General features: G+C 71.1%; 25 protein-coding genes. 19 read left to right on the top strand and 6 right to left on the bottom strand.

The genetic code is table 11. The annotated features are described in order from the left end of the window. Positions 1–11 precede the first annotated feature (11 nt). Genes cobN through cobJ form a run of 5 tightly spaced genes read left to right on the top strand, consistent with a single transcriptional unit; the run spans position 12 to position 6510 of the window. The gene (gene cobN / locus FHW94_RS15850) at positions 12–3272 is read left to right on the top strand and encodes a cobaltochelatase subunit CobN (protein WP_168556797.1); all 3261 of its coding nucleotides are present in this window, start codon (positions 12–14) and stop codon (positions 3270–3272) included. After that, a complete protein-coding gene (locus FHW94_RS15855; RefSeq protein ID WP_168556798.1) occupies positions 3269–4411 on the top strand; it encodes a cobalamin biosynthesis protein CobG in 1143 nt (380 codons plus the stop codon). Before cobN ends, FHW94_RS15855 begins: the two co-directional genes overlap by 4 nt. Beyond that, on the top strand, positions 4395–5024 hold the full coding sequence (locus FHW94_RS15860) for a precorrin-8X methylmutase (protein WP_168556799.1): 630 nt from the start codon (positions 4395–4397) through the stop codon (positions 5022–5024). Before FHW94_RS15855 ends, FHW94_RS15860 begins: the two co-directional genes overlap by 17 nt. Next, positions 5021–5752: a precorrin-2 C(20)-methyltransferase gene (cobI, locus tag FHW94_RS15865; protein ID WP_168556800.1), complete on the top strand. Its 732-nt coding sequence runs from the start codon at positions 5021–5023 to the stop codon at positions 5750–5752. The genes FHW94_RS15860 and cobI overlap by 4 nt, the downstream gene beginning before the upstream one ends. Continuing rightward, complete coding sequence (gene cobJ, locus FHW94_RS15870) at positions 5749–6510, top strand: precorrin-3B C(17)-methyltransferase (protein ID WP_168556801.1); 762 nt, start codon at positions 5749–5751, stop codon at positions 6508–6510. Before cobI ends, cobJ begins: the two co-directional genes overlap by 4 nt. On the opposite strand, the gene FHW94_RS15875 is transcribed toward cobJ, so the two are convergent. After that, the gene (locus FHW94_RS15875; RefSeq protein ID WP_168556802.1) at positions 6474–7235 is read right to left on the bottom strand and encodes a cobalt-precorrin-6A reductase; all 762 of its coding nucleotides are present in this window, start codon (positions 7233–7235) and stop codon (positions 6474–6476) included. The genes cobJ and FHW94_RS15875 overlap by 37 nt on opposite strands. Here FHW94_RS15875 and cbiE point away from each other — a divergent pair. Genes cbiE through cobU form a run of 14 tightly spaced genes read left to right on the top strand, consistent with a single transcriptional unit; the run spans position 7234 to position 18854 of the window. Then, positions 7234–8436: a precorrin-6y C5,15-methyltransferase (decarboxylating) subunit CbiE gene (cbiE, locus tag FHW94_RS15880; protein WP_168556803.1), complete on the top strand. Its 1203-nt coding sequence runs from the start codon at positions 7234–7236 to the stop codon at positions 8434–8436. The genes FHW94_RS15875 and cbiE overlap by 2 nt on opposite strands. Further along, positions 8433–8810 (top strand): cobalamin biosynthesis protein, encoded by a 378-nt coding sequence (locus FHW94_RS15885; RefSeq protein ID WP_168556804.1) that lies wholly within the window; start codon positions 8433–8435, stop codon positions 8808–8810. The genes cbiE and FHW94_RS15885 overlap by 4 nt, the downstream gene beginning before the upstream one ends. Beyond that, positions 8807–9571: a precorrin-4 C(11)-methyltransferase gene (gene cobM, locus FHW94_RS15890; protein ID WP_168556805.1), complete on the top strand. Its 765-nt coding sequence runs from the start codon at positions 8807–8809 to the stop codon at positions 9569–9571. The genes FHW94_RS15885 and cobM overlap by 4 nt, the downstream gene beginning before the upstream one ends. After that, on the top strand, positions 9568–10878 hold the full coding sequence (locus FHW94_RS15895) for a cobyrinate a,c-diamide synthase (protein ID WP_168556806.1): 1311 nt from the start codon (positions 9568–9570) through the stop codon (positions 10876–10878). Before cobM ends, FHW94_RS15895 begins: the two co-directional genes overlap by 4 nt. Further along, positions 10875–11642, top strand: coding sequence for a precorrin-6A synthase (deacetylating) (gene cobF, locus FHW94_RS15900; protein ID WP_168556807.1), 768 nt, complete (start codon positions 10875–10877; stop codon positions 11640–11642). Before FHW94_RS15895 ends, cobF begins: the two co-directional genes overlap by 4 nt. Further along, positions 11629–12237, top strand: a complete 609-nt coding sequence (gene cobO / locus FHW94_RS15905; RefSeq protein ID WP_168556808.1) for a cob(I)yrinic acid a,c-diamide adenosyltransferase — start codon at positions 11629–11631, stop codon at positions 12235–12237. Before cobF ends, cobO begins: the two co-directional genes overlap by 14 nt. A gap of 23 nt (positions 12238–12260) precedes the next feature. Then, a complete protein-coding gene (locus tag FHW94_RS15910) occupies positions 12261–12668 on the top strand; it encodes a DUF1636 domain-containing protein (protein ID WP_168556809.1) in 408 nt (135 codons plus the stop codon). Further along, the gene (cobT, locus tag FHW94_RS15915) at positions 12665–13681 is read left to right on the top strand and encodes a nicotinate-nucleotide--dimethylbenzimidazole phosphoribosyltransferase (protein WP_168556810.1); all 1017 of its coding nucleotides are present in this window, start codon (positions 12665–12667) and stop codon (positions 13679–13681) included. Before FHW94_RS15910 ends, cobT begins: the two co-directional genes overlap by 4 nt. Then, positions 13678–14247 carry a histidine phosphatase family protein gene (locus FHW94_RS15920; RefSeq protein WP_168556811.1) on the top strand — a complete coding sequence of 190 codons (570 nt, stop codon included), beginning with the start codon at positions 13678–13680 and terminating at the stop codon, positions 14245–14247. The genes cobT and FHW94_RS15920 overlap by 4 nt, the downstream gene beginning before the upstream one ends. Then, positions 14244–14966 carry an adenosylcobinamide-GDP ribazoletransferase gene (cobS, locus tag FHW94_RS15925; protein ID WP_168556812.1) on the top strand — a complete coding sequence of 241 codons (723 nt, stop codon included), beginning with the start codon at positions 14244–14246 and terminating at the stop codon, positions 14964–14966. The genes FHW94_RS15920 and cobS overlap by 4 nt, the downstream gene beginning before the upstream one ends. After that, complete coding sequence (locus tag FHW94_RS15930) at positions 14963–15949, top strand: aminotransferase class I/II-fold pyridoxal phosphate-dependent enzyme (RefSeq protein WP_246866205.1); 987 nt, start codon at positions 14963–14965, stop codon at positions 15947–15949. The genes cobS and FHW94_RS15930 overlap by 4 nt, the downstream gene beginning before the upstream one ends. Continuing rightward, positions 15942–16883 (top strand): adenosylcobinamide-phosphate synthase CbiB, encoded by a 942-nt coding sequence (cbiB, locus tag FHW94_RS15935; RefSeq protein ID WP_168556814.1) that lies wholly within the window; start codon positions 15942–15944, stop codon positions 16881–16883. Before FHW94_RS15930 ends, cbiB begins: the two co-directional genes overlap by 8 nt. A 2-nt stretch (positions 16884–16885) precedes the next feature. Continuing rightward, on the top strand, positions 16886–18343 hold the full coding sequence (locus FHW94_RS15940; protein WP_168557003.1) for a cobyric acid synthase: 1458 nt from the start codon (positions 16886–16888) through the stop codon (positions 18341–18343). Next, entirely contained in the window at positions 18336–18854 is a 519-nt protein-coding gene (gene cobU / locus FHW94_RS15945; RefSeq protein ID WP_168556815.1) for a bifunctional adenosylcobinamide kinase/adenosylcobinamide-phosphate guanylyltransferase, read from the top strand. Before FHW94_RS15940 ends, cobU begins: the two co-directional genes overlap by 8 nt. A gap of 19 nt (positions 18855–18873) precedes the next feature. On the opposite strand, the gene FHW94_RS15950 is transcribed toward cobU, so the two are convergent. The 5 genes from FHW94_RS15950 to FHW94_RS15970 all read right to left on the bottom strand — a co-directional run bounded on the left by FHW94_RS15950 (position 18874) and on the right by FHW94_RS15970 (position 23376). Further along, positions 18874–20058, bottom strand: a complete 1185-nt coding sequence (locus FHW94_RS15950; protein ID WP_168556816.1) for a CCA tRNA nucleotidyltransferase — start codon at positions 20056–20058, stop codon at positions 18874–18876. Further along, positions 20055–20663, bottom strand: coding sequence for a CoA pyrophosphatase (locus tag FHW94_RS15955; protein WP_210425698.1), 609 nt, complete (start codon positions 20661–20663; stop codon positions 20055–20057). The genes FHW94_RS15950 and FHW94_RS15955 overlap by 4 nt, the downstream gene beginning before the upstream one ends. Continuing rightward, positions 20663–21238, bottom strand: coding sequence for a DUF1285 domain-containing protein (locus FHW94_RS15960; protein ID WP_168556818.1), 576 nt, complete (start codon positions 21236–21238; stop codon positions 20663–20665). The genes FHW94_RS15955 and FHW94_RS15960 overlap by 1 nt, the downstream gene beginning before the upstream one ends. 22 nt (positions 21239–21260) lie before the next feature. Then, on the bottom strand, positions 21261–21770 hold the full coding sequence (locus FHW94_RS15965) for an N-acetyltransferase (protein WP_168556819.1): 510 nt from the start codon (positions 21768–21770) through the stop codon (positions 21261–21263). A gap of 187 nt (positions 21771–21957) precedes the next feature. Then, positions 21958–23376: a helix-turn-helix transcriptional regulator gene (locus tag FHW94_RS15970; RefSeq protein WP_168556820.1), complete on the bottom strand. Its 1419-nt coding sequence runs from the start codon at positions 23374–23376 to the stop codon at positions 21958–21960. Between the last annotated feature and the right edge of the window lie 103 nt (positions 23377–23479).

The following is a 23479-nucleotide window of genomic DNA, read 5'->3' on the forward strand; positions in this document are numbered from 1 at the left end:
GGGCAGGCGCGATGCACGTCCTCTTTCGCGAGAGCCACGGCCTGGAAGAAACCGCCGTGCCGCAAGACCTGGGGCAGGCCCCGGCAGACCTGGTCGTGCTGTCTTTCTCTGACAGCGACCTGGCTGCCTGTGCCGCCGCCTGGCACTTGGCGCGCGCGCGCGATCCGGCGTTTCCCACGCTGCGCCTGGCCAATCTGGCCGCGCTGGAACATCCGCTTTCCGTCGATACTTATGTGGAGCGCACGCTCGCCGGCGCGCGCGGCATTCTCATCCGGCTGATCGGCGGGGTGGCGTGGTGGCGCTATGGCCTGGCCCAGGTGGCGCAACTTGCCCGCGAACGCGGCATCGCGCTGGCGGTCTTGCCGGCAGATGGGCGTGCCGATGCCCAGCTCGATGCCGCCTCGACGCTGGAGGCGGCGCCGTTGCGCGAACTGGCGCGGCAGTGCGACGCGGGCGGCGCGCAAGGCATGGCTGCCGCGCTCGCCCTGCTGGCGCAAGAGGCCGGGCTGGGCCTTGGGGCCTCTGCTGCGATCGCGGAACCGCCGCTGCCGATGGCCGGGGGCTGGCACCCGCGGGGCGGCCTTTGCGATCCGCTGGCCTGGCAGGCCGATCCGGCCCAGCCCCTGGCGCTGGTGGTGTTCTATCGCTCCACCCTGGCGGCGCAGGATTGCGCGCCGATCGCCGCGCTGATCGCGGCCCTCGCGGCACACGGCATCGGCGCCCTGGGGCTTTACGTCACGTCGTTGAAAGAGCCGCAATCGCGCGCCTTGGTCGAAGCCGCGCTGAACCGGCTCAGGCCCGCCGCCATCGTCAACGCCACGGCCTTTTCCGCGCGGGACGAGGCCGGGCACAGCCCGCTCGACCAGACCGGCGCGCCGGTGTTCCAGGTGGCGCTGGCCACCGGCACGCGTGAGGGCTGGGCTGCCTCTGCGCGCGGCCTGGCGCCGGCAGACCTCGCCATGCATGTCGTCCTGCCGGAAATCGACGGGCGCGTGTTTGCCGGGGTGGCCAGTTTCAAGCAGGCCGTGGCGCAGGACGCCGCGCTGGGCTTTGCCCGCCAGGTCCATGTGCCCGATGCCGCGCGCATTGCCGCCATCGCCGGCCGCGTGGCGGCGTGGATCGCGCTGGCGCAGCGCCCGGCGGCAGAGCGCCAGGTTGGCCTGGTGCTCTCCACTTATCCCGGCAAGGCCCATGCCATGGCCCACGCGGTGGGTCTCGATGCGCTGGCTTCGACAGCCGCCGTTCTCGATGATCTGGCCGGTGCCGGCTATGCCATCGCGCCAGTGGGCGATCTGGCGGCGCGGCTGGCGGGTGAAACCCTGGCCTGGCCGCTGGCCGCCTATCGTGCCGCGCTGGCAGAGCTGGCGCCCGCCTTGCAGCAAGACCTGGCGCAAAGCTGGGGCGCTCCAGAGGCGGAGCCAGCGGTGCGCGACGGCGCATTCCACTTTGCCGCCTTGCGCGCCGGCCATGCCCTGATCGCGCTGCAACCCGAACGCGGCGACATGGCCGGACGAGACGAGGGCTATCACGATCTCACCCGCTGCCCGCGCCATGGCTATGTGGCGTTCTGTCTCTGGTTGCGTGCACAGGGCGTGGACGCGCTGGTGCACATGGGCGCGCATGGCACGCTGGAATGGCTGCCGGGCAAGGCGGTGGCGCTGGGCGACGAATGCTGGCCCCAGGCGCTGATCGGCGATCTGCCGGTGATCTATCCGTTCATCGTCAACGATCCGGGCGAAGCGGCGCAGGCGCGGCGGCGCATCGGCGCGGTCACGCTGGGCCACATGCCGCCCCCACCGGTGCGGGTGGCAAGCGGCGCGGGCCTGGCGCGGGTGGAGGCGCTGCTCGATGAATTTTCCGGGGCCGTGGGCCTCGATCCCGCGCGGCGGGATCGGCTGATCGGCGCGATCCGGGCAGAGGCGCAAGGCCTGGGCCTGGAAACCGAACTGGGCCTCGGCCCCGATGCCAGCCCGGCCGAAGCCATCGCCCGGATCGACCGCTTCGTGTGCGACGTGAAAGACAGTCAGTATGGCGATGGCCTCCACGTGTTCGGGCGCGGCAGCCAGGGCGCGGCAGAGCGCGCTGGCCTGCTGGCCGCCCTGGCCGGGCGGCGCGTGGCGGCCGGGCCGGCGGGTTCGCCCTGGCGCGGGCGGGCCGATGTCTTGCCCACCGGGCGCAATCTCTATGCCGTCGATCCGCGCAGCCTGCCCACCCGCGCCGCCCATGCGCAGGGGGTGGCCATGGCGCAGGAACTGGTGCGCCGCCATTTGCAGGACCATGGCGATTATCCGCGCGCGCTGGTGGTGAACCTGTGGGGATCGGCCACGATGCGCACGGGTGGCGAAGACTTTGCCATGGCGCTGCACCTGCTGGGCGCGGCGCCGATCTGGGACGGTACCAGCGAGCGGGTGACCGGCGTGGAGATCTTGGCCTTGGCCACGCTCGACCATCCGCGCCTGGACGTGACACTGCGGGTTTCGGGCCTGTTTCGCGATGCCTTTCCCATGCTGCCCGTGCTGTTTGGCCAGGCGGTGCGGGCGCTGTGCGGGCGCGATGAGCCGGCCGAGTGGAACCCTTTCGCTGGGCAAGCGCCCGCGCCGCGCGTCTATGGCCCGGCGCCGGGCCGCTATGGCCTGGGGCTGGGTGAAGCGGCCGAAACCTATGACGCGGCCAGCCGCCGTGCCGCTGGCGAAGCCTGGCTGGCTGCCTCTTCCCGCGCGCTCGATGCAGCGCAAGAGGATGCCGCCGGCCTGCGCGCCCGCGTGGCGGCGGCCGATGCCTTTGTCCATGCGCAGGACTTGCCCGAAACCGACCTGCTGCTGAGCATGGACTATGCCGCGCACGAGGCCGGCTTTGCCGCCGCGCAAGGCGTGGCGGGCGGCAACGCGGCGCTCTATCACCTCGATCATCGCGATCCCGCCCGGCCCGTGGCGCGCACCCTGAATGAAGAGGTTGCCCGCGTGGTGCGCGCCCGCGCGGCGCAGCCGGGGTGGATTGCCGGCATGATGCGCCACGGCTTTCGCGGCGGGGCAGAACTGGCCGCCACGCTCGATCACCTGGGCGCCTTTGCCCATCTGGCGCCCGGCAGTGTGCCAGCGCACCTGATCGACCTCTATTACCAGGCCACGCTGGGCACGCCCGAAGTGCGCGCGTTTCTGGAACGCGACAATCCCGGTGCGCTGTCGGCGATGCAGCAGCGCTTTGCCGCGCTCCATGCGGCGGGCCTGTGGCCCACGCGGCGCAACGCCATCCTGGCGGAGCTTTTGGCATGAGCGGTTTTCGCATTGCCGGCTGGTGCCCCGATGCCTGGCGCCCGATGGCGGCGGGCGATGGTCTGTTGCTGCGCGTGAAGCCGCGCCTGGCCCGGCTTTCGCGGGAACATGCTTTGGCGCTGGCCGGGCTGGCCGCGCGCCATGGCAACGGCCTGATCGACCTGTCGCGCCGCGCCAACCTGCAACTGCGCGGGCTGGACGAAGCCGGCTGGCAGGCCGCGCTGCACGATTTGCTGGCCTTGGGACTGGTAGACGCCGATCCGGTGGCGGAGCGCCGCGCCAATGTGCTGGTCGCCCCCGATTGGATCATGGGCGACGATACCGCGCGCGTGGCGACGGAATTGCTGGCGCGCCTGCCCGAACTGCCTGCACTTCCGGGCAAGGTGGGTTTCGTGATCGACGCGGGCGCCGCGCCCATGCTGCTGGGCGAACCGGGCGATTTCCGGGTGGAGCGGGGTGTGGGCGGTGGCCTGATCCTGCGCGCGGCCGGGCGCGCCACGGGCGTGGCACTGGTGCCGGGCCGGGAAGCCGATGGCCTGATCGCGCTGGCCCGCTGGTTTGCAAACAGCGGCTTGGCAGGGCGCATGGCTCGCCACCCCACGCCGCTGCCCGCCTGGGCCACGGGGCAGGAAGCCCCGGCCGCGTCCGCCGCGCCGCTGCGCCCCGGTCCCGGTGCGCTGGGCATGGCCCATGGCGCGCCATTCGGCCGGGTGGATGCCGCCGCGCTTGTCGCCGCGCTCGATGTGCCCGGTGCGCAGGCCCTACGCCTGACCCCGTGGCGCGTCATGGTGGTGGAGGGCGCCGGCGCTGGGCCGGTCCCCGGCCTGATGGCCGACCCTGCCGATCCGGTCTTGCAGGTGGAGGCCTGCCCCGGCGCGCCGGCTTGCCCGCAGGCCCATGTGCCCACGCGCGATCTTGCCCTGGCGTTGGCGCCGCTGGTGCGCGGCACACTCCACGTTTCTGGCTGCGCCAAGGGCTGCGCGTCCAGCCGCCCTGCCGCCCATGTCCTGACCGGCCGCGCCGATGGCCGGTTCGATCTGGCGCGTGATGCCACGGCCGGCACTGCCACCGGCGAACCGCTTTGCGCGCAAGACCTGCTCGCCCATTTCGAAAGGCTGACCGATGCCGCACAGCTATGAAACGGATGGCGCGGCCATCTATCGCCAGTCCTTCGCCACGATCCGGGCAGAGGCCGATCTGGCGCGCTTTGCCCCGCGTGAAGAGCCGGTGGCGGTGCGCATGATCCACGCTGCCGGCATGGTGGACCTGGCCCGGCACATCCGCTTTTCGGCTGGCTTTGACGATGCCGCGCGCGCCGCGCTGCGCGCCGGGGCGCCGATCCTGTGCGATGCACGCATGGTGTCCGAAGGGATCACCCGTGCGCGCCTGCCGGCCGGCAACGCCGTGGTCTGCACGCTGCACGATCCGCAGGTGCCTGCGCTGGCGCAGGCCATGGGCAACACCCGCTCTGCCGCCGCGCTGGAATTGTGGCGGCCGCATCTGGCCGGCAGCGTGGTGGCCATCGGCAACGCGCCCACCGCGCTGTTCCATTTGCTGAACATGCTGGAAGACCCGGCCTGCCCGCGCCCGGCGGCGATTGTCGGCTGCCCGGTGGGCTTTGTCGGCGCGGCCGAATCCAAGGCGGCGCTGTGGGGCTGGCAGGGCGTGCCCTGCTGCGTGGTGGACGGGCGCCTGGGCGGCAGCGCGATCACCGTGGCCGCGATCAACGCCTTGGCGAGCGACGCGGAATGAGCGCCGTTATCGGCACGATCCACGGCGTCGGCCTCGGTCCCGGTGCCCCCGACCTGCTCAGCGTGCGGGCCGACCGGCTGGTGCGCGGCGCGCGCCATGTCGCCTATTTCCGCAAGGCCGGCCGCCCCGGCCAGGCCCGCCGCATCGCCGCCGATCTGCTGCGCGCCGATGTGGTGGAAATTCCACTAGAATACCCCGTCACCACCGAAATCCCGGTCAGCGACCCGCGCTACAACGCCATGCTGGCGGAATTCTATGCCGACTGCACGGCGCGGCTGCTCGTCGTGGCGCGCGCCGGGGAAGACGTGGTCGTGCTGTGCGAAGGCGATCCCTTTTTCTACGGTTCGTTCATGCACCTGCACAGCCGCCTGGCGGGCCAGGTGCCGGTGCAGGTGGTGCCCGGCATCACCGGCATGGCCGGCGCCTGGAACGCCACCGGCCTGCCGATTACCTGGGGTGACGATGTGTTGACCGTGGCCATGGCCACGCTGCCCGAAGACGAACTCACCCGCCGCATCCGCGATACCGATGCGCTGGTGGTGATGAAGATCGGCCGCAACCTGCCCAAGCTGCGCCGCGCCGTGGCCGCTGCCGGGCGCGAGGGTGCGGCCTGGCTGGTGGAATATGCCGCCATGCCGGCCCAGCGGGTGACGCCACTGATGGAGGCGAGCGAAGTCACGCCCTATTTCTCCATCCTGCTGATCCACGGCCAGGGACGCCGGCCATGACCGGAACGCTGGCCATCGTCGGCCTTGGTCCGGGCGAGGAGGCCATGGTCACGCCGCAGGTGCGCGCCGCGCTCGATGCCGCGACCGACGTGATCGGCTATATCCCCTATGTTGCCCGCGTGGCGCCGCGCCCCGGCCTCACGCTGCACCCGTCGGACAACCGGGTGGAGCGCGAACGCGCCGCCCATGCGCTCGATCTGGCGGCGCAGGGCCGGCAGGTAGTGGTGGTTTCCTCGGGCGATCCCGGCGTCTTCGCCATGGCGGCCGCCGTCTGTGAAGTGCTGGAAGAAAATGCCCGGCGCTGGGCCGATGTGCCGGTCAGCGTGCTGCCGGGGATCACCGCGATGCTGGCCGCTGCCGCGCGCGCCGGGGCGCCGCTGGGCCACGATTTCTGCGCGATCAACCTGTCCGACAATCTCAAGCCCTGGGCGGTGATCGAGCGGCGGCTGCGTCTGGCGGCAGAGGCGGATTTCGCCATGGCGTTCTACAATCCCCGCTCGCGCGCGCGGCCCGAGGGGTTTGCCCGCGCGCTGGCCGTGCTGCGCGAATGCTGCGGCCCGGCGCGCCTCGTCCTGTTCGCCCGCGCCGTCTCCACGCCCGAGGAGCACTTGCGCATCGTCACGTTGGCGCAGGCGCAGCCCGACATGGCCGACATGCGCACCGTGGTGATCGTGGGATCGAGCCAGACGCGCATGATCGCCCGCGCCACTGGCCCGGTGCTTTACACCCCGCGCAGCCTTGATGGGGCCGCGGCATGAGCGATCCAGTCCAGCACCGCTTGCGGATCGTGCACTTCGTGGCGCGGGGGCAAGTCTGGCCGGTCGATCATGATCATCGGCAGGCCCAGCGCGCGCGCGGCGATCAGCTTGGCCTGCACGCCGCTGCCGCCCGCGTTCTTGCACACCACCAGGCCGATGGCATGGCGTTGCAGCAGGGCCATATCGCCCTCCACGGTGAAGGGCCCGCGATCGACCACCAGCGTGTGATCGGGCAGGGGCGGCGGCGCATCGGGCGTGTCGACAAAGCGCAGCACATAGTGGTGCTGCCCCTGCGCGGCAAAGGCTGCCACATGCATCCGCCCCAGCGCCAGCAGCACGCGCCGCGCCGGCCCGGCCAGGGCATCCACCGCGCCGGCCACATCGGCCACGCGGGTCCAGGCGTCGCCCGGCTGCGTCTGCCAGGCCGGGCGGGTGAGGGCGATCAGCGGCACGCCAGCGGCCTGCGCGGCCGCCACGGCATGGGCGCTCATCTGCGCGGCAAAGGGATGGGTCGCGTCCACCAGATGCGTCACGCCGTGTTCGCGCAGATAGGCGGCCAGCCCCTCCACCCCGCCAAACCCGCCGATGCGCACCGGCACCGGCTGCGCACGCGGGGCCTGGGTGCGCCCGGCATAGCTGAGCGTGGCGGCCAGACCCCGCGCGGCCAGCAGCTGCGCCAGCGCGCTCGCCTCGGTCGTGCCGCCCAGAATCAGGATCTCTGGCATGTCTGAACCGGCTCCCTGGTTGAGCATCATCGGCATGGGCGAGGATGGCCGCGATGGCCTTTCCGCCGCCGCCCGCGCGGCCTTGGCCGGGGCAGACGTGGTGATCGGCCCGCCGCGCCATCTCGCCCTGGCTGGCCCGCTTACGGCGCGGGTCATCGAATGGCCAGTGCCATTTGCCGACGGAATCGAACGGCTTCTGGCCTTGCGCGGGCGGCGTGTGGCCATGCTGGCATCAGGGGATCCGTTCTGGTTCGGCGCAGGCAGCAGTGTGGCCGCGCATCTCTTGCCCCACGAATGGGTGGCCCATCCCGCGCCCGGTACGTTTGCCCTGGCGGCGGCGCGGCTGGGCTGGGCCTTGCAGGATTGCGCGTGCCTGGGCCTGCACGCCGCGCCCCTCTCGCGCCTGCGCCCGTATCTGGCGCCCGGCGCCCGCGCGCTTGTGCTGCTGCGCGATGGCGCCGCCGTGGCCGATCTGGCTGCCTATCTCGTCGCCACCGGGTTTGGCGAAACCCAGCTTCATGTGCTGGAGGCGCTGGGCGGCCCGCGCGAACGGGTGCGGCAGGTGCGCGCCGATGGCTTTGCCCTGGCAGACGTGGCCCATCCCGTGGCGGTGGGCCTGGCCGTGGCGGGAGACGGGCTGGCCATGCCGGTCACCGCGGGCCGCCCCGATGCGCTGTTCGCCGCCGATGGCCAGATCACCAAGGCGCCCGTGCGCGCGTTGACGCTGGCCGCCTTGGCCCCGCGCGCGGGGGAGCTGTTGTGGGACATCGGCGCGGGTTCCGGCTCCATCGGCATCGAATGGCTGCTGGCCCACCCGGCCAACCGGGCGGTGGCGGTGGAGGCCGATCCCTTGCGTGCCGATCGCGCGCGCGCCAATGCCATGGCGCTGGGGGTGGACCGCCTGCATGTGATCACCGGCCGCGCGCCGGCCTGCCTGCCCGATGGGCGGCCACCCGATGCCGTGTTCATCGGTGGCGGGCTGAACCCGGCGCTGCTCGATGCGCTGTGGGCGTGCCTGCCCAAGGGCACGCGTGTGGTGGCCAACGCCGTCACGCTGGAATCCGAAGCATTGCTGGCGCAGTGGCACGCGCAGGCCGGTGGCAGCCTGCTGCGCATCGAACTGGCCGATGCCACCGCGCTGGGCAGCCGGCGCGGGTGGAAAGCGCGCTATCCGCTGGTGCAGTGGAGCGCGGTGCGATGATCGGCCATGCGATTGTTGCCGGCTTCGGCTTTCGCGGCGTTGCCACGCCCGCCGCATTGCGCGCCGCCCTGGCCCTGGCGCAACAAGGCCATCCGCCCGTCACCCATCTGGCCACGGCGGCAGACAAGGCCGCCGCGCTGGCCCCGCTCGCCCAGGCGCTCGGCCTGCCGCTGCTGCCGATCGCGCCCGAACAGCTGGCCCGTTGCGCCACGCCCACGCAATCGCCCGCCAGCCTGCATGCGCGCGGCATCGGCAGCCTTGCCGAAGCGGCCGCGCTGGCCGGTGCTGGCCCCCATGCCCGCCTGCTGAGCGCGCGCCATATTTCGCCCGATCGCCTGGCCACTTGCGCCCTTGCCGAAAGCACAGAACGATGACCGTCCACTTCATCGGCGCCGGCCCCGGCGCGCCCGATCTGCTCACCCTGCGCGGGCGGGATCGCATCGCGGCCTGCCCAGTGTGCCTCTATGCCGGCTCGCTGGTGCCGGCCGCCGTGCTCGATCACTGCCCGCCCGGCGCGCACATCATCAACACCGCGCCGCTTTCGCTTGACCAGATCATGGCCGAAATCGCCGCTGCCCATTCCGCCGGGCATGATGTGGCGCGGCTGCATTCGGGCGATCTTTCGGTGTGGTCGGCCATGGGGGAGCAGTTGCGCGCGCTGCGGGCCTTGCGCATTCCCTTCACCATCACCCCCGGCGTGCCGGCCTTTGCCGCCGCCGCTGCCGCGCTGGAAGCGGAACTGACGCTGCCCGCGTTGGGCCAGTCGCTCGTGCTTACCCGCACGCCCGGCCGCGCCAGTGCCATGCCGCCGCGTGAAAACCTGGCGGCCTTTGCCCGAACCGGGGCGACGCTGGCCATTCACCTCTCGATCCACAATCTGGGGCAAGTGGTGGCCGATCTGCTGCCCGAATATGGCGCCGATTGCCCGGTGGCGGTGGTCTGGCGCGCGAGCTGGCCCGAGGAGCGCGTGGTGCGCGCCACGCTGGCCAGCGTGGAAGCGGCGGTGGCCGGCAGCATGGAGCGCACCGCGTTGATCCTGGTGGGCCGTGTGCTGGGCGCCAGCGATTTTGCGCCCAGCAGTCTCTATGCCCCCGATTATGAGCGGCGCTTCCGCCCGCAGCAGGCCGGCGCATGAGCGTGCCGGGCCTGATGATCGCGGCGCCCAGTTCGGGCGCGGGCAAGACCACGCTCACGCTCGGCTGCCTGCGCGCGCTGGTGCAGCAGGGGCTGGCGGTGCAGCCGTTCAAGAACGGGCCGGACTATATCGACCCGGCGTTTCACCGCGCCGCCGCGAGCCGCGCGTCGTTCAACCTCGATAGCTGGGCCATGGCGCCCGGCCTGATCGATGCGCTGGCCGGCCAGGCGCAGGGCGCAGACCTTGCCGTGGCCGAAGCCTCGATGGGCCTGTTCGATGGCGTCGCTAGCACAGGCGCCACCGGCAACGGTGCCAGTGCCGATGTGGCGCGGCGCATGGGCTGGCCGGTGATCCTGGTGCTCGATGCCTCGGGCCAGGCGCAATCGGCGGCGGCGACGGCGCTGGGCTTTGCCCGCTTCGATCCGGCCTTGCGCGTGGCGGGGGTGATTTTCAACAAAGTGGCCAGCCCGCGCCATGAAAGCCTGCTGCGCGCCGGTATGGCGCAAGTGGGTCTGCCGGTGCTGGGCGCCCTGCCGCGCCGCACAGACCTTGCCTTGCCGGAGCGGCACCTGGGCCTGGTGCAGGCGCAGGAACACGCCGATCTCGACAGCGCGCTGGACAAGCTGGCGGCGTTCGTGCGCGATCATGTGGACCTTGCCGCGCTGATCGCGGCGGCATCAGGGCAGGCGGCCCAGCCATCGGCGGCCCAGCTGCCACCCCCGCCGGCGCAGCGCCTGGCCGTGGCACGCGATGCGGCGTTTTCGTTCCTCTATCCGCACCTGCTGCTTGGCTGGCAGGCTGCGGGCGCGCAGATCCTGCCGTTTTCGCCGCTGGCCGATGAAGCGCCCGCGCCCGATGCGGACATGGTGTGGCTGCCGGGCGGATACCCCGAACTGCACGCCGGGCGCATCGCGGCCGCAGGAAACTTCCTAGCCGGCCTGCGCCATCATGCGCAGACGCGGCCCGTCCATGGCGAATGCGGCGGATACATGGTGCTGGGGCAGGGGCTGGTGGACAAGGCCGGCACGCGCCACGCCATGGCCGGGTTGCTCGGCCTGGAAACCAGCCATGCCGCGCGGCGCCTGCACCTGGGCTATCGCGCGGCGCGGCTGCTGGCGCCGGTGGGCGCGATGGCGGCGGGCACCAGCCTGCGCGGGCATGAATTCCATTACTCCACGATCCTGTCCCAGCCCGACCAGGCCCTGGCCAGCGTCAGCGATGCCAATGGCGCCGTGGTGGCCGAAGGCGGATCGCGGCGCGGGCAAGTGACCGGCACGTTCTTCCACATGATCGCGGGGCAGGCATGATCCACCTCGATCTGATCGGCATCGGCACGGGCAATCCTGATCACCTGACGCTGGCTGCCGTGCAGGCGATGAATGCGGCCGATGTGATCCTGCTGCCGGATAAAGGCGCGGACAAGGCCGGGTTGATCGATGTGCGGCGCACGATCTGCGCGGCGGTGCTCACCCGCGCGGTGCCACAGGTGGAATTTGCCATGCCGGTGCGCGATGGCGCGGGCGATTATGCCGGTGCGGTCAACGCCTGGCACCACGCAATTGCCGGGGTGTGGCAGGCCGCCCTGGCGCAGGCCCTGCCGCAGGGCGGGCGGGCGGCCTTGCTCGTTTGGGGCGATCCCACGCTTTATGACAGCAGCTTGCGCATTGCCGCACATTTGGCGGGCCAAGGCTTGCCGCTGTCGATCCACGTGGTGCCGGGCATCACCAGCGTGCAGGCGCTCACCGCCGCCCATGCCATTCCGCTCAACCCCCTGGCCGGGCCGGTGACCATCACCACCGGCCGCTTGCTACGCGCGCATGGCTGGCCGCCGGGGGCGCTGCATGTGGTGGTCATGCTCGATGCTGGCGGCGCGTTTCAGGCGCTCGATCCGGCGGGCATTGCCATCTGGTGGGGCGCATATCTGGGCATGGCGCAACAGGCGCTGGAGCATGGCCCCCTGGCCCAGGCTGCCCCGCGCATTCTGGCCCGCCGCGCCGCGCTGCGCGCGCAGCACGGCTGGATCATGGACATCTATCTGCTGAAAAAGGACAAGGGCGATGCAAACTGCTGATCAAGAGGCGCGCCACACCGAAAAAATGCGCAAGAAGCAGGCCGCGCAAAGCAAGATCATGGCCACCAAGACCCGCGAACAGGGCCTGCTGATCGTCCACACCGGCAAGGGCAAGGGCAAGACCAGCGCCGCCATGGGCATGGTGCTGCGCGCGGTGGGCCACGGCATGCGCGTGGGCGTGGTGCAGTTCGTCAAAGGCGCGATGACCACCGGGGAAAGGCGCGTGTTCGATGCCTTTCCCGATCACGTCGATTTCAAGGCCATGGGCGAAGGCTTCACCTGGAACACGCAGGACCGCGCGCGCGATGTGGCGGCCGCCCGCGCCGCGTGGGAGGAAGTGGCGCGCATGATCGCCGATCCGGCCTATGCCATGGTGCTGGCAGACGAGCTGAACATCGTGCTGCGCTACGATTACCTGCCGCTCGACGAAGTGCTGGCCGTGCTCGCCGCGCGCCCGGCGATGAAGCACGTGATCGTCACCGGCCGCAACGCGCCCGACGCGCTGGTGGAGGCGGCCGATCTGGTCACCGAAATGGCCCAAGTGAAGCACCCCTTCCGCTCTGGCGTCAAAGCGCAAGCAGGCATCGAATTCTGATCCCCCCGTTGAAGGATACCCCCATGCTCACACCCGTTGACGATGGCCCCGCCATCGTGGCCTGCAACACTTGCCGAATGAGCGCCGACGTGCGCGAAGATGACAATGGCCAGCGCGGCGGCGCGCGCCTGCTGGAGGCGCTGCGCGCGGTGCAGCAGGGCGATGCGCGCTATGCCGGCATCGCCTTGCAGGAAATGCCCTGCCTGTTTGCCTGCAAGGACCATTGCACGGTGCACCTGCGTGCGCCGGGCAAAGTGGGTTATGTGCTGGGCCGGTTCGCGCCCGATGAAGCGGCCGCCACCGCCATTCTCGATTATGCGGCCGCCTATGCGCAAAGCGAGCATGGCCGCGTGCCGTTCAAGGAATGGCCGCAAGGCGTGAAAGGCCATTTCATCACCCGCACCCCGCCCGCCGGGTTTGTTGCGGTATGAGCGTGTTTGCCTCTCCCGCCGCCTTTGCTGCGGCGCTGGCCGATCTCTCGGCCCCTGATGCTGGTGCCATTGCTGCTGCGCGTGCGCGGCAGGCGGTCTTGACCAAGCCACGTGGATCATTGGGCCGGCTGGAAGAAATCGCCGTGTTCATGGCCGGGTGGCAAGGGCGCGAGAGGCCCGCCATCGGCCAGGGGCGCACCGCGATCTTTGCTGGCAACCACGGCTTTGCCGTGCACGGCGTCAGCGCCTTTCCGGTCAGCGTGACGGCCGCGATGGTGGCCAACTTTGCCGCCGGGGGCGCCGCGATCAACGCGCTGGCCGGGGCGGCCGGGATGGACTTGCGCGTGGTGGCGCTCGATCTCGATCGCCCCACCGCCGATTTCACGGCTGGCCCGGCGATGAGCGAAGCGGAATGCCTGGCCGCGCTCAACGCCGGGGCGGAGGTGGTGACGCCCGATCTCGATCTGTTGACGCTGGGCGAAATGGGCATTGGCAACACCACCGCCGCCGCCGCGCTCTGCACGCGCAGTTTCGGTGGCAGTGCGGCGGATTGGGCCGGGCCGGGCACTGGGCTGGATGCACGTGGCGTGGCGCGCAAGGCCATGGTGATCGAAAGCGCGCTGGCCCGGCATGCCGATGCGCCGAACCAGGCATTTGAAACCCTGCGCCGCCTGGGCGGGCGGGAAATTGCCGCCATGGCCGGCGCCGTGCTGCGCGCGCGGGCCTTGCGCATTCCGGTGGTGCTCGATGGGTTCATCACTTGCGCGGCGGTGGCGCCGCTGGCGGTGCAGGCGCCGGGGATCGTCGACCATTGCCTGGCCGGGCACTGTTCGGCGGAAACGGGCCATGTGCGCCTGCTGGCGCGGCTGGGCCTTGATCCGCTGCTCAGCCTGAACATGCGGCTGGGCGAGGGCAGCGGCGGGGCGGTGGCGGTGGGCGTGATTCGCGCCGCGCTGGCCGCCCATGCGCAGATGGCCACGTTCGACGAAGCCGGGGTGGCCGCCCGGCTGTGACCGCATTCCTGCTGCATCTGCTGCGCCATGGCGCGCCCGAACAGACGGGGCTGCTGCTGGGGCATCGTGATATGCCCTCTGCGGCACATGGGCTGGCTGCTTGCGTGGCCCGCGCGCAGGGCTTGCGCGTGGCAGAGGTGATCACGTCAGACCTGCAACGCTGCCGGGCAGCGGCCCAGGCCATCGCCGCGCCGCTGGGCCTGGTGGCAAAGGCCGATCCGCGCTGGCGAGAGCTGGATTTCGGCGCGTGGGACGGCATGGCCCCGGCGCAGATCGAACCGGCGGCATTGGCGGCGTTCTACCGCGATCCCGATGTCCACGCCCCGCCCGGTGGCGAGCCTTGGTCAGCCCTGCGCGCCCGCGTGGCCGATGCGCTGGCCGCGCTCGCCCCGGTCGATACCCTGGTGGTAACGCATGGCGGGGCGATGCGCGCGGCACTGGCGGCGTTGTGCGGCTTGGCGCCGGAACAGGCCTGGGCGTTTGACTTGCCCTATGCCGCGCTGCTCAGCCTGAAGGTATGGCCCGTCAAGCCGCGCGTGGCGCAGATCGTGGGGCTGGCGGCATGAAGCGGCTGATCCTGGCAACGCAGTTCCTCACCCGCCTGCCGCTGCCGCCGGTCATGGCGGATGAGGCGGATTTTGCTGCCTGCATGCGCTGGTTTCCCGCCGTGGGCCTGATCGTGGGCGCTGTTGTGGCCGGCGCCGCCTGGGCCGGGGCGTGGATCGATGCGTGGACCGGCGCGCTGGCCGGCGTGGTCGCCTGGGTGTGGATCACCGGCGCGCTGCATCTCGATGGCCTGGCCGACATGGCCGATGCCAGCGGCGCCGCGCACAAGGACCGCGCGCGGCTGCTGGCCGTGCTGGCCGATCCCCATGTGGGCAGCTTTGGCGTGGTGGCCGTGGTCATGCAGCTTATGGCCAAGCTGGTTTTGCTGCACGCCGTGGCGGTGCAGCATGGGTTGGCGGCCGTGGTGCTGGTGCCGTTCGCGGCGCGCATCGGCCCGCTGGTCTGGGCGCGCTGGATGGTGCCACTCCATGCCGGGCTGGGCGCGCGCTTTGCCGGAGCGATCCGGCGGCGCGATCTGGCACTGTGGGCGGGCGCATTGCTGCTCGCGGCGTGCTGGCATCCGGCGCTGCTGGTGGCGGTGCCGGCCATCGCGCTGTGGGGCCGGTGGCTGGCTACGCGGATCGGCGGGATTTCCGGCGATGGCCATGGCGCCGGGATCGAATGGAACGAAGCCGCTCTATTGCTGGCTCTTTGCGTGGAGGCGCGGCTGTGGAGCTGAACCGGTTCACCTGGCATGGCGGCGGGCTGGCCACGGCGCGGGGGCGCTATGGCGATGGCGATTGGCTGGACCTCTCCACCGGAATCAACCCGCGTGTCTGGCCCCACGCCGCGCAAGTGCCGGTGGATTGGCAGGCGCTGCCCGATGAAGCGGCGCTGCACGCGCTGGAGCGGTCGGCGGCAGGGCATTTCGGCTGCGCGGTCGATCATGTCTGCGCCGTGCCGGGCACCGAGATCGGCCTGCGGTTGGTGGGCGATCTGATCGGTGAGGCGGGCTTCCATGCCGCGCATGGCTATCGCACCCATGCCGCCATGCTGCGCGATAGCGTGGCGGTCGATGATCTGGCGGGTGCCGATGGCGGGCATCTGGTCATGGCCAATCCCGCCAATCCCGATGGCCGTTTGCTACCCCGCGCCGCCATGCGCGATCTGTTGGAACGGCGCGGACGTATGGGCTGGCTGTTGCTGGATGAGGCCTTTGCCGACACGCATCCCGGTGAGAGCCTGGCCGGGGACGTGGGCGAGGCGCGGCGGCTGGTGGTGTTCCGCTCGTTCGGCAAGTTCTTTGGGCTAGCGGGCGTGCGGCTGGGCTTTGTGCTGGGGCCGCGTCTGCTGCTCGAACAGGTGCGGTCGCGGCTGGGGGCCTGGCCGGTGAGTGCGGCGGGGCTGGCCATCGGCACGGCGGCCTATCGCGACGCGGGCTGGATTGCGCAGGCGCGGGTCGATTTGGCCGCGCAGGCCGCCGCGCTCGATGCGGCGCTGGCGGCCAAAGGCTATGCGCCCGGGGGCATGTGCCCGTTGTTCCGCCTGGTGCGCGGCGTGGATGGGGCGGCCCTGTTCGATCGCCTTGCCCGGCAACATATCCTGACGCGGCCCTTTGCTGCGCGACCTGATTGGCTGCGGCTGGGCCTGCCCGGCGATGCAGTGGCGCTGGCGCGACTGGTGGAGGCCCTGCCCGAATGTATCGAGCCCGATCATGGCTGAACCCATGGTGCTGGCGGCGTTGTTGGTGGACGCGGCCATCGGCTGGCCCGCGCCGCTCTATGCGCGCCTGGGCCATCCGGTGGGCGGCTTTGCCCGCGTGATCGGCTGGTGCGCACGGGGTTGGAACCGGCAACACTGGAGCGCGGCACGGCGGCGAGCCATGGGCACGCTCACCGCGCTGGTGCTGCTCGCGCTGGCGATTGGCGGCGGCTGGCTGTTGCAGGCACTGGCCGGCTGGCTGTTGGGGCCATGGGCCTGGGCGGCGGTGGCTTTGCTGGCCTGGCCGTGGCTGGCGCTGCGCAGCCTGCACGATCATGTGCGGCCGGTGGGCGTGGCACTGGCGCAGGGCGATCTGCCGGCGGCGCGGCGTGCGGTGGGGATGATCGTGGGACGGGATACCGCCACGCTCGATGTCGCCGGCGTGGCCCGCGCCGCGATCGAGAGCCTGGCCGAAAGTTTCTGCGACGGCGTGGCCGCGCCGCTGTTCTGGCTGGTCGTGGGCGGACTGCCGGGCCTCTGGGCCTACAAGGCGATCAACACCGCTGACAGCCTGATCGGCCATCGCGAGGCGCCGTGGGGTCCGTTCGGCTGGGCAGCGGCGCGGCTGGACGATGTGTTGAACCTGGTGCCGGCGCGGCTGGGAGCCGTGCTGCTGTGCCTGGCGGGTGGAGGTGGCTGGGCGGTGCTGTGGCGCGATCATGGCCGCCATGCCTCGCCCAATGCGGGCTGGACGGAGGCGGCGATGGCCGGCGCCCTGGGCCTGCGCCTGGCCGGACCAGTGGCCTATGACGGCGTGGTGCATGACAAGGCGTGGATTGGCGGGGGGCGCGCCGAGGCCGATGCGGGGGATGTGCAGCGCGCGCTGGCGCTCTATCGCCGGGCCTGTGTGTTGCTGATGGCCGGGGCGGCCGCGCTGTGGGCATGGAAAGGATGATGATGGGTGCGTTGATGGTGCAGGGCACCGGGTCTGACGTGGGCAAATCGGTGCTGGTGGCGGGGCTGTGCCGCGCGGCGGCCAACCGGGGCCTGCGGGTCTTGCCGTTCAAGCCGCAGAACATGTCCAACAACGCCGCCGTCACCGCCGATGGCGGCGAGATCGGCCGGGCGCAGGCGTTGCAGGCGCTGGCCTGCCGCGCGGAATTGCACACCGACATGAACCCCGTGCTGCTCAAGCCCCAGGCCGATCACACCTCGCAACTGGTGGTTCATGGCAAAGTGCGCGGCACGCTGGGCAGCGGCAATTTCCGCATGGGCCGCGCCGCCTTGCTGCCCGAAGTGCTGGCCAGCTGGCAACGGCTGCGCGCGCGGGCCGATCTCGTGCTGGTGGAGGGCGCAGGCTCGCCCGCCGAAATCAACCTGCGCGCCGGGGACATTGCCAACATGGGCTTTGCCCGCGCCGCCGGGGTGCCGGTGGTTTTGGTGGGGGATATCGACCGGGGCGGGGTGATCGCCGCGCTGGTGGGCACCCGCGCGGTGCTCGATGCGGAAGACGCCGCCATGATCAAGGGCTTTGTCATCAACAAGTTCCGGGGCGATGTGGCGCTGTTCGAGGATGGCTATCGCCAGATCGAAGCGCGTTCGGGCTGGCGCGGGTTTGGCGTGGTGCCCTGGCTGGCGGCCAGCGCGCGGCTGCCCAGCGAAGACGCGGTCGTGCTGGAACGCCACGCCGTGCCGCGTCCCGGCGCCTTGCGGATTGCCTGCCCGATCCTGCCGCGCATTGCCAATTTCGACGATCTCGATCCGCTGAAAGGCGAAAGCGGGGTGGAGCTGGTGATGGTGCCGCCCGGCCGGCCGATCCCCGCCGATTGCGCGCTGATCGTGCTGCCCGGATCGAAAGCCACGCTGGCCGACATGGCCGCCCTGCGCGCCCAAGGCTGGGATATCGATATTCTGGCCCACCATCGGCGCGGCGGACGCATCCTGGGCATTTGCGGCGGATACCAGATGCTGGGCCTGACGATTGCCGATCCGCTGGGCATCGAAGGGCCATCGGGCGAAGTGGCCGGGCTGGGCCTGCTGAACGCGACGACGGTGTTGACCCCCGACAAGGCGCTGCGCCGGGTGCAGGGGCAGGCAATGGGGCAGGCGTTCACCGGGTTCGAGATGCACATGGGCGAAACGCAAGGCCCCGATTGCGCGCGGCCCTTTGCCCTGCTGGACGGCAGGCGCGCCGATGGGGCGATGGACGCGGCGGGGCAGGTGATCGGCAGCTATGTCCATGGCGCGCTGGGTGGGCCGGGTTTGCGCGGGGCACTGCTGGCCTGGCTGGGCGCGCCGTCTGACGGGGCGGATCACGATGCCGTGGTGGATGCCGCACTGGACGAGATCGCGCAGGAACTGGAGCGGCACATGGATATAGACGGATTGCTGGCCCTGGCGGCGCACGATGCCTAGCCTCTTCGTGATCGGCGGGGCGCGGTCGGGCAAGAGCCGCCATGCCCAGATACGCGCCGAGGCGAGCGGGCTGGCACCGGTCTATCTCGCCACGGCGCAGGCATTCGACGCGGAAATGACGGCGCGGATCACGCAGCACCAGGCGGAGCGGGATGGGCGCTGGCAGACGGTGGAAGCGCCGCTCGATTTGGCCGAAGCGATTGCGCGGGAAGCGGCGCCGGGCCGGGTGCTGCTGGTCGATTGCCTGACGCTGTGGCTCAGCAACCTGATGCTGTCCGAGCGGGACATGGCCGGGGCGCTCGACGCGCTAGAGCGCGCGGTGGCCGGAGCAGCGGGGCTGGTGATCCTGGTGAGCAACGAAGTGGGCCAGGGTATCGTGCCCGACAATGCCCTGGCGCGGCGCTTTCGCGACGAGGCGGGCTGGGCCAACCAGCGCATGGCGGCCTGCTGCGACGAGGCGGTGCTGGTCTGTGCGGGGCTGGCGCTAACCCTTAAAGCTCCCTCCGCTTGAGAGGAGGGGGAGTCTCAGGTCAGCGATTTACCAGTTCTTCGTCCAGCAGTTGCATCACGCGGGCTTCGTCGGGGAAGCCTTCGGCGACCCAGCGGGCTTCCACGGCGCGCAAGGTGCGGGCGACGTCTGGCCCGGCGCCCACGCCGCGCGCCACGATCTGCCCGCCCTTGAGCGGCAGGCGCGGGACAGTCCAGTCCGCCAGGTCTGCGGTGCCGCGGCCGGCGAGGGCGAGGCGGTCGATGGCTTCTGCCATGCCCAGCTCATAAGCCAGGGTGCGGGCCGGGCGGGCGCCATCGAGCACGGTGCGCGCGGCGGCGCTGGCGAGGCGCTTGCGCTGGGCGGCCGACAGGCGCAGCCGGGCGGCGACTTGGTCGGCCAGCGGCGGATCGGCCGGCAGCAGCGCGGCCATGCGACGCAGGGCATCGGGGGCCAGCCCCTCGCGCGCTTCGGCCGCGATCAGCGCGGGCAGGGCGGCGGGGTCTGCCTCGGGCAGGACTTGCCCCAGCACGCCCAGCTGCGCCATCCGCGTGACGGTGGGCGCGGGATCGGGCAGGGCGAGCAGGCCCAGCAGTTCGCTGGCAATCCGCTCGCGCGAGAGGCCTTTCATCCCCGGCGCCAGCGCGGCGCAGGCGGCCTCTGCCTCAGCATCGGCGGGCAGTGAGCCGAAGCGCGCCTGGAAGCGGAAATAGCGCAGGATGCGCAGGTAATCCTCGCGGATGCGCTGCTGCGCATCGCCGATGAAGCGCACGGTGCGGGTGGAAAGGTCTGCCTCCCCGCCGAAATAGTCACTGATTTCCAGGGTGCGCGGATCGGCATAGAGCGCGTTGATGGTGAAATCGCGCCGCGCGGCGTCTTCGTGCCATTCCTGCGAAAACGCCACGGTGGCGTGGCGCCCGTCGGTGGACACATCCCGCCGCAGGGTCGTGATTTCCACCGGGCCGCCGGGCAGCACGGCGGTGATCGTGCCATGGGCAAGGCCGGTGGGCACCTGGCGGATGCCGGCGGCCTTGAGCAGGGCCTGGGTTTCCTCCGGCCGGTGCGGCGTGGCCATGTCGATGTCTTTCACATCGATGCCCAGCAATGTGTCGCGCACCGCGCCGCCGACATAGCGGCAGGTGCCTGCCCCGTCGGGATCGAGCGCGGCCACCAGCGTGGCCAGGTCTTGGCGGGCGGTCCAGGGGGCGGCGGGCAGGGTTGTGGTCATGCGGCGGGCCATTCCAGGCGTTTGGCGAGGTTGGCGATGATCGCGGCGGTCACGCCCCAGATGCGGTGGCCCTGCCAGATCAGCTCGATCGTGCGGCCGCGCTGGCCGTTCCATTCCGCCTCTACCCAGCCGTGGCGGCGGCGGTCCATCAGCAAGGCCAGTGGCGGTTCGAACCAGCCGGCCACTTCGGCCGGATTGGGCTGGAGCGCCAGGCCTTCGGGCACCACAGCCAGAACGGGCGTGATGTCATACCCGGTGCCGGTGCGATAGCGATCGGTCGGCCCGATCACGCGCACGTCGGCCGGATCGATGCCGAGTTCCTCGTTCGCCTCGCGCAGCGCAGCTTCGACCGGTGTTTCGCCCGGTTCGATCTTGCCGCCCGGAAACGCCGCCTGGCCGGGATGGGCGCGCATGTGGCTGGGGCGGTGGATCAGCAGCACGCCGGGGCCATCGGGATGATCGGCGCGGTCGGTCACGGCGATCAGCACGGCCGCCGCGCGCAAGCCGCCCGGCGGCAACACGCGCCAATCGGCAATCAGATCGGGAGTGGGCCCGTCATGCCCGGCGCGGTGCAAGGCGCGCAGGCGGTCGAACAGCGAAGCCATCACGCTGGCGGCACCAGGGCAAAGTGGGCCCCCCGGCTGGAAACCCCAAGCGCTTCGGGCGGGGACACATCAAGGGCATGGGCCACCAATTGGCCATAAGTGCTGCGGTTGAGGCGCGCTTCCACGCCGTGGCGCACCGCCAGGTAGAATGCGGGCACATCGGGCGTGCCGGCCACGCGCAAGGGGTGCTCGGGCCCGCACAGCACGATATCGTCGGTGTTGAGGCGGAAGGCCAGCACCGCTTCGCCAGTGGCGGGATCGTGCCGCACTTCCATGTCGATGGCGATCAGCGCGGCATCGTCCACCGCAATGGCCAGGCGCTCGTGCGGGGTAACCAGCCAGTGCTGCGCGTCTGCGTCGCGCATCAGCAGCGTGGCAAAGGCGCGGACCATGGCCGGGCGGGTGATCGGGCTGCCTTCGTGCAGCCAGGTGCCATCGGCCTGGATGCGCATGTGGCTTTCCCCGCTGTGGGCGGGGCTCCACTGGTCCAGCGGGGGCAGGCGGCGGCTTTGCGCCAGCACGGCGATTTCGCTCAGCGAAAGACCGGCCAGCTCGGGGGGAGGATCGTAGGGCACGCCTCGCAAGTGCCAGACTTGATCAGCCCCGCCAAGGCCCCAGCATGCCTTCGGCCGGGAGAATGGCAGGATTGGCGGTGCGGCACAGCAGACGGTGCTGCTCGAACGGGCCGGGAAGCTGCCAGCCGCCGGTGTGGGCATTGCTGAACCCGAAAAACCGTTCGTAGTATTCCGGATCGCCGATCATCACCTGCGGCAGCGGTGCGCGCGGATCGATCGCCGTCAGGCTGGCCGTGACCAGCGCCTTGCCATAGCCGCGGCTCTGCTGGCCAGGCATCACCGCCACCGGGCCGACCATGATCATCGGCACCCGGCGGCCTTCGGGCGTGGTGAGCGCCACGGGCCAGCACTGGATCGTGCCGGCGAGCATGTCCTCGTCGTCGAGCGCGGCAAACGACAGGCCAGGCAGCCATTCCAGCCCCTCGCGCAACCGATAGGCCGTGCGCTGGCGGCGTTCCGGTTCGAATGCGGCATCGAGCAGCTCTTCGACCAGTTGCGGATCGACGTCGGCCAGGGGAATGATCGTGGACAAGGGGGCGCCTTAGGTTTTGCGGGAATCGCGAAAAGTCGCGCGGCCGATAGCTGCCGGGGGGCGGGGGTGCAAGCGATTGGGGGCCGGCGGCGGTGGGGCGGGGGGCTTCGACAGGCTCAGCCCGAACGGGGATGAGTTTCGTTTCTCCCCATCCTCTTCAGAGGAGAGGCCTATTGTTGGTTGGCGCTCAACTCTCGCTGAACACGAAGGGTACGGCGGCCCGGCGATAATCGTCGGGCAGGATTTCGCGGCCCAGTGGCGGCTGCGCGCGGGCCGGGCACTCGGTGCGCTGGCACAGGCGGCAGGTCACGCCCACCGGCGTTGCCGGCGTTGCTTGCGGATCCGCGCCGCGGGCGGCGGCCACGCGGGGTGCGTGGGCCGCCGGGCAGACCAATGCCATCGCCCGGCGCACCGGGGGAAGGCCGGGACCGGTGGGCACGTCCACGGTGCGAGCGACCGAAAAGAAGCGCTCGCCATGGGGCATTTCCAGCCATTGTGTCAGCACTTCACCGGGCCGGGCAAAGGCCTGGTGCAGGGTCCACAGCGGGCAGCCGCCGCCCCCTGCGGCCGAGGGCGCGGCAAACGGAAAACCGGCGCCGTCCATGCGCCGCGTAACGTTGCCGGCAGCATCCTGCTCCACCAAGAAGAATGGTACGCCTTCGTGGCCGGGCTTGTTCAGCGTGGCAAGGCGCAGCGCGGCGTGCTGCCATTCCAGGCCGAACAGGTCTGCCAGCGCCTGCGGATCGTGGCCGAGGGCCTGCGCGGCGCGGGCAAAGCGGTCATAGGGCATGAGCAGCGCCGCCGCGCCCAGTTCGGCCAGGGCGCGGCGCACCAGTTGCGCGGCGGTGGCGCTGGCAAAGCTTTCGCCGCGCACGATCGCGGCGATATCGGGGCGCAGGCTGGTATAGGCAATGTGCAGGCCGATCTGCCAGGCGCGGCGCTGCGGCCCCAGGCACTCGTCGAGCAGGAGCTGTTCGTTGTGCCGGTCATAGCGGGCCAGCGCGCCCATCATCACGCTGGCCGGCATGGCGCGCACGCGCACACCGGCCTGGCGCAGCCATTCGGCACTACCGCCTGCGCTGTCGATTTCGGTGGCCAGGGCTTCGGCGCGGGTTTCGAGCGCGGCAAACCAGTGCTGCCGCGCGCCCATGAAGCGCCGCGCTTCGCCCATCGGGTCCGCAGCCGGGGTGGCGGCATGGGCCTCGCGCCCTTCTGCCAAGGCCTGATTCGCGCGGGCATAGGCGCCGTGCAGGCGCAGCATCGCCTCGGTCATGCCGGGGAAGCTGGTGGCGAGGTCTGCCACTTCCAGCGCGGGCAGGTCGATTTCGGCAAAGAGCGGATCGCGCAGCGCCTCGGCCAGGCGGCGGGCGTGATCGTCGCGGTCCTGGGCGGCGAGGTCGGCCATGTCCAGCCGATAGGTGGCGGCAAGGCGCAGCAGCAGGTCGGCCGTCAACGGGCGCTGGTTGCGCTCGATCAGGGCGATGTAGCTGGGCGAAACGCCCATGTCCTCGGCCATGGCCTGCTGCGTCAGGCCGAGTTCGCGGCGCAGGCGCTTGATGCGCGGGCCTAGGTAGAGCGGGCGGGATGGGGCGGATGGTCGGGCCATGGCGGCATCTTGTCAGGCCTGTACAACTTTACAAGCAAAAGCTGTAAAGTTTGACAACATGACCCCGCAACGCATTCCGCAGTGCATCATGCAGCAGTAATTC

It is taken from the genome of Novosphingobium sp. SG720 (assembly GCF_012275365.1).
In the GTDB taxonomy this organism is placed as follows: Bacteria; Pseudomonadota; Alphaproteobacteria; order Sphingomonadales; family Sphingomonadaceae; genus Novosphingobium; species Novosphingobium rhizosphaerae.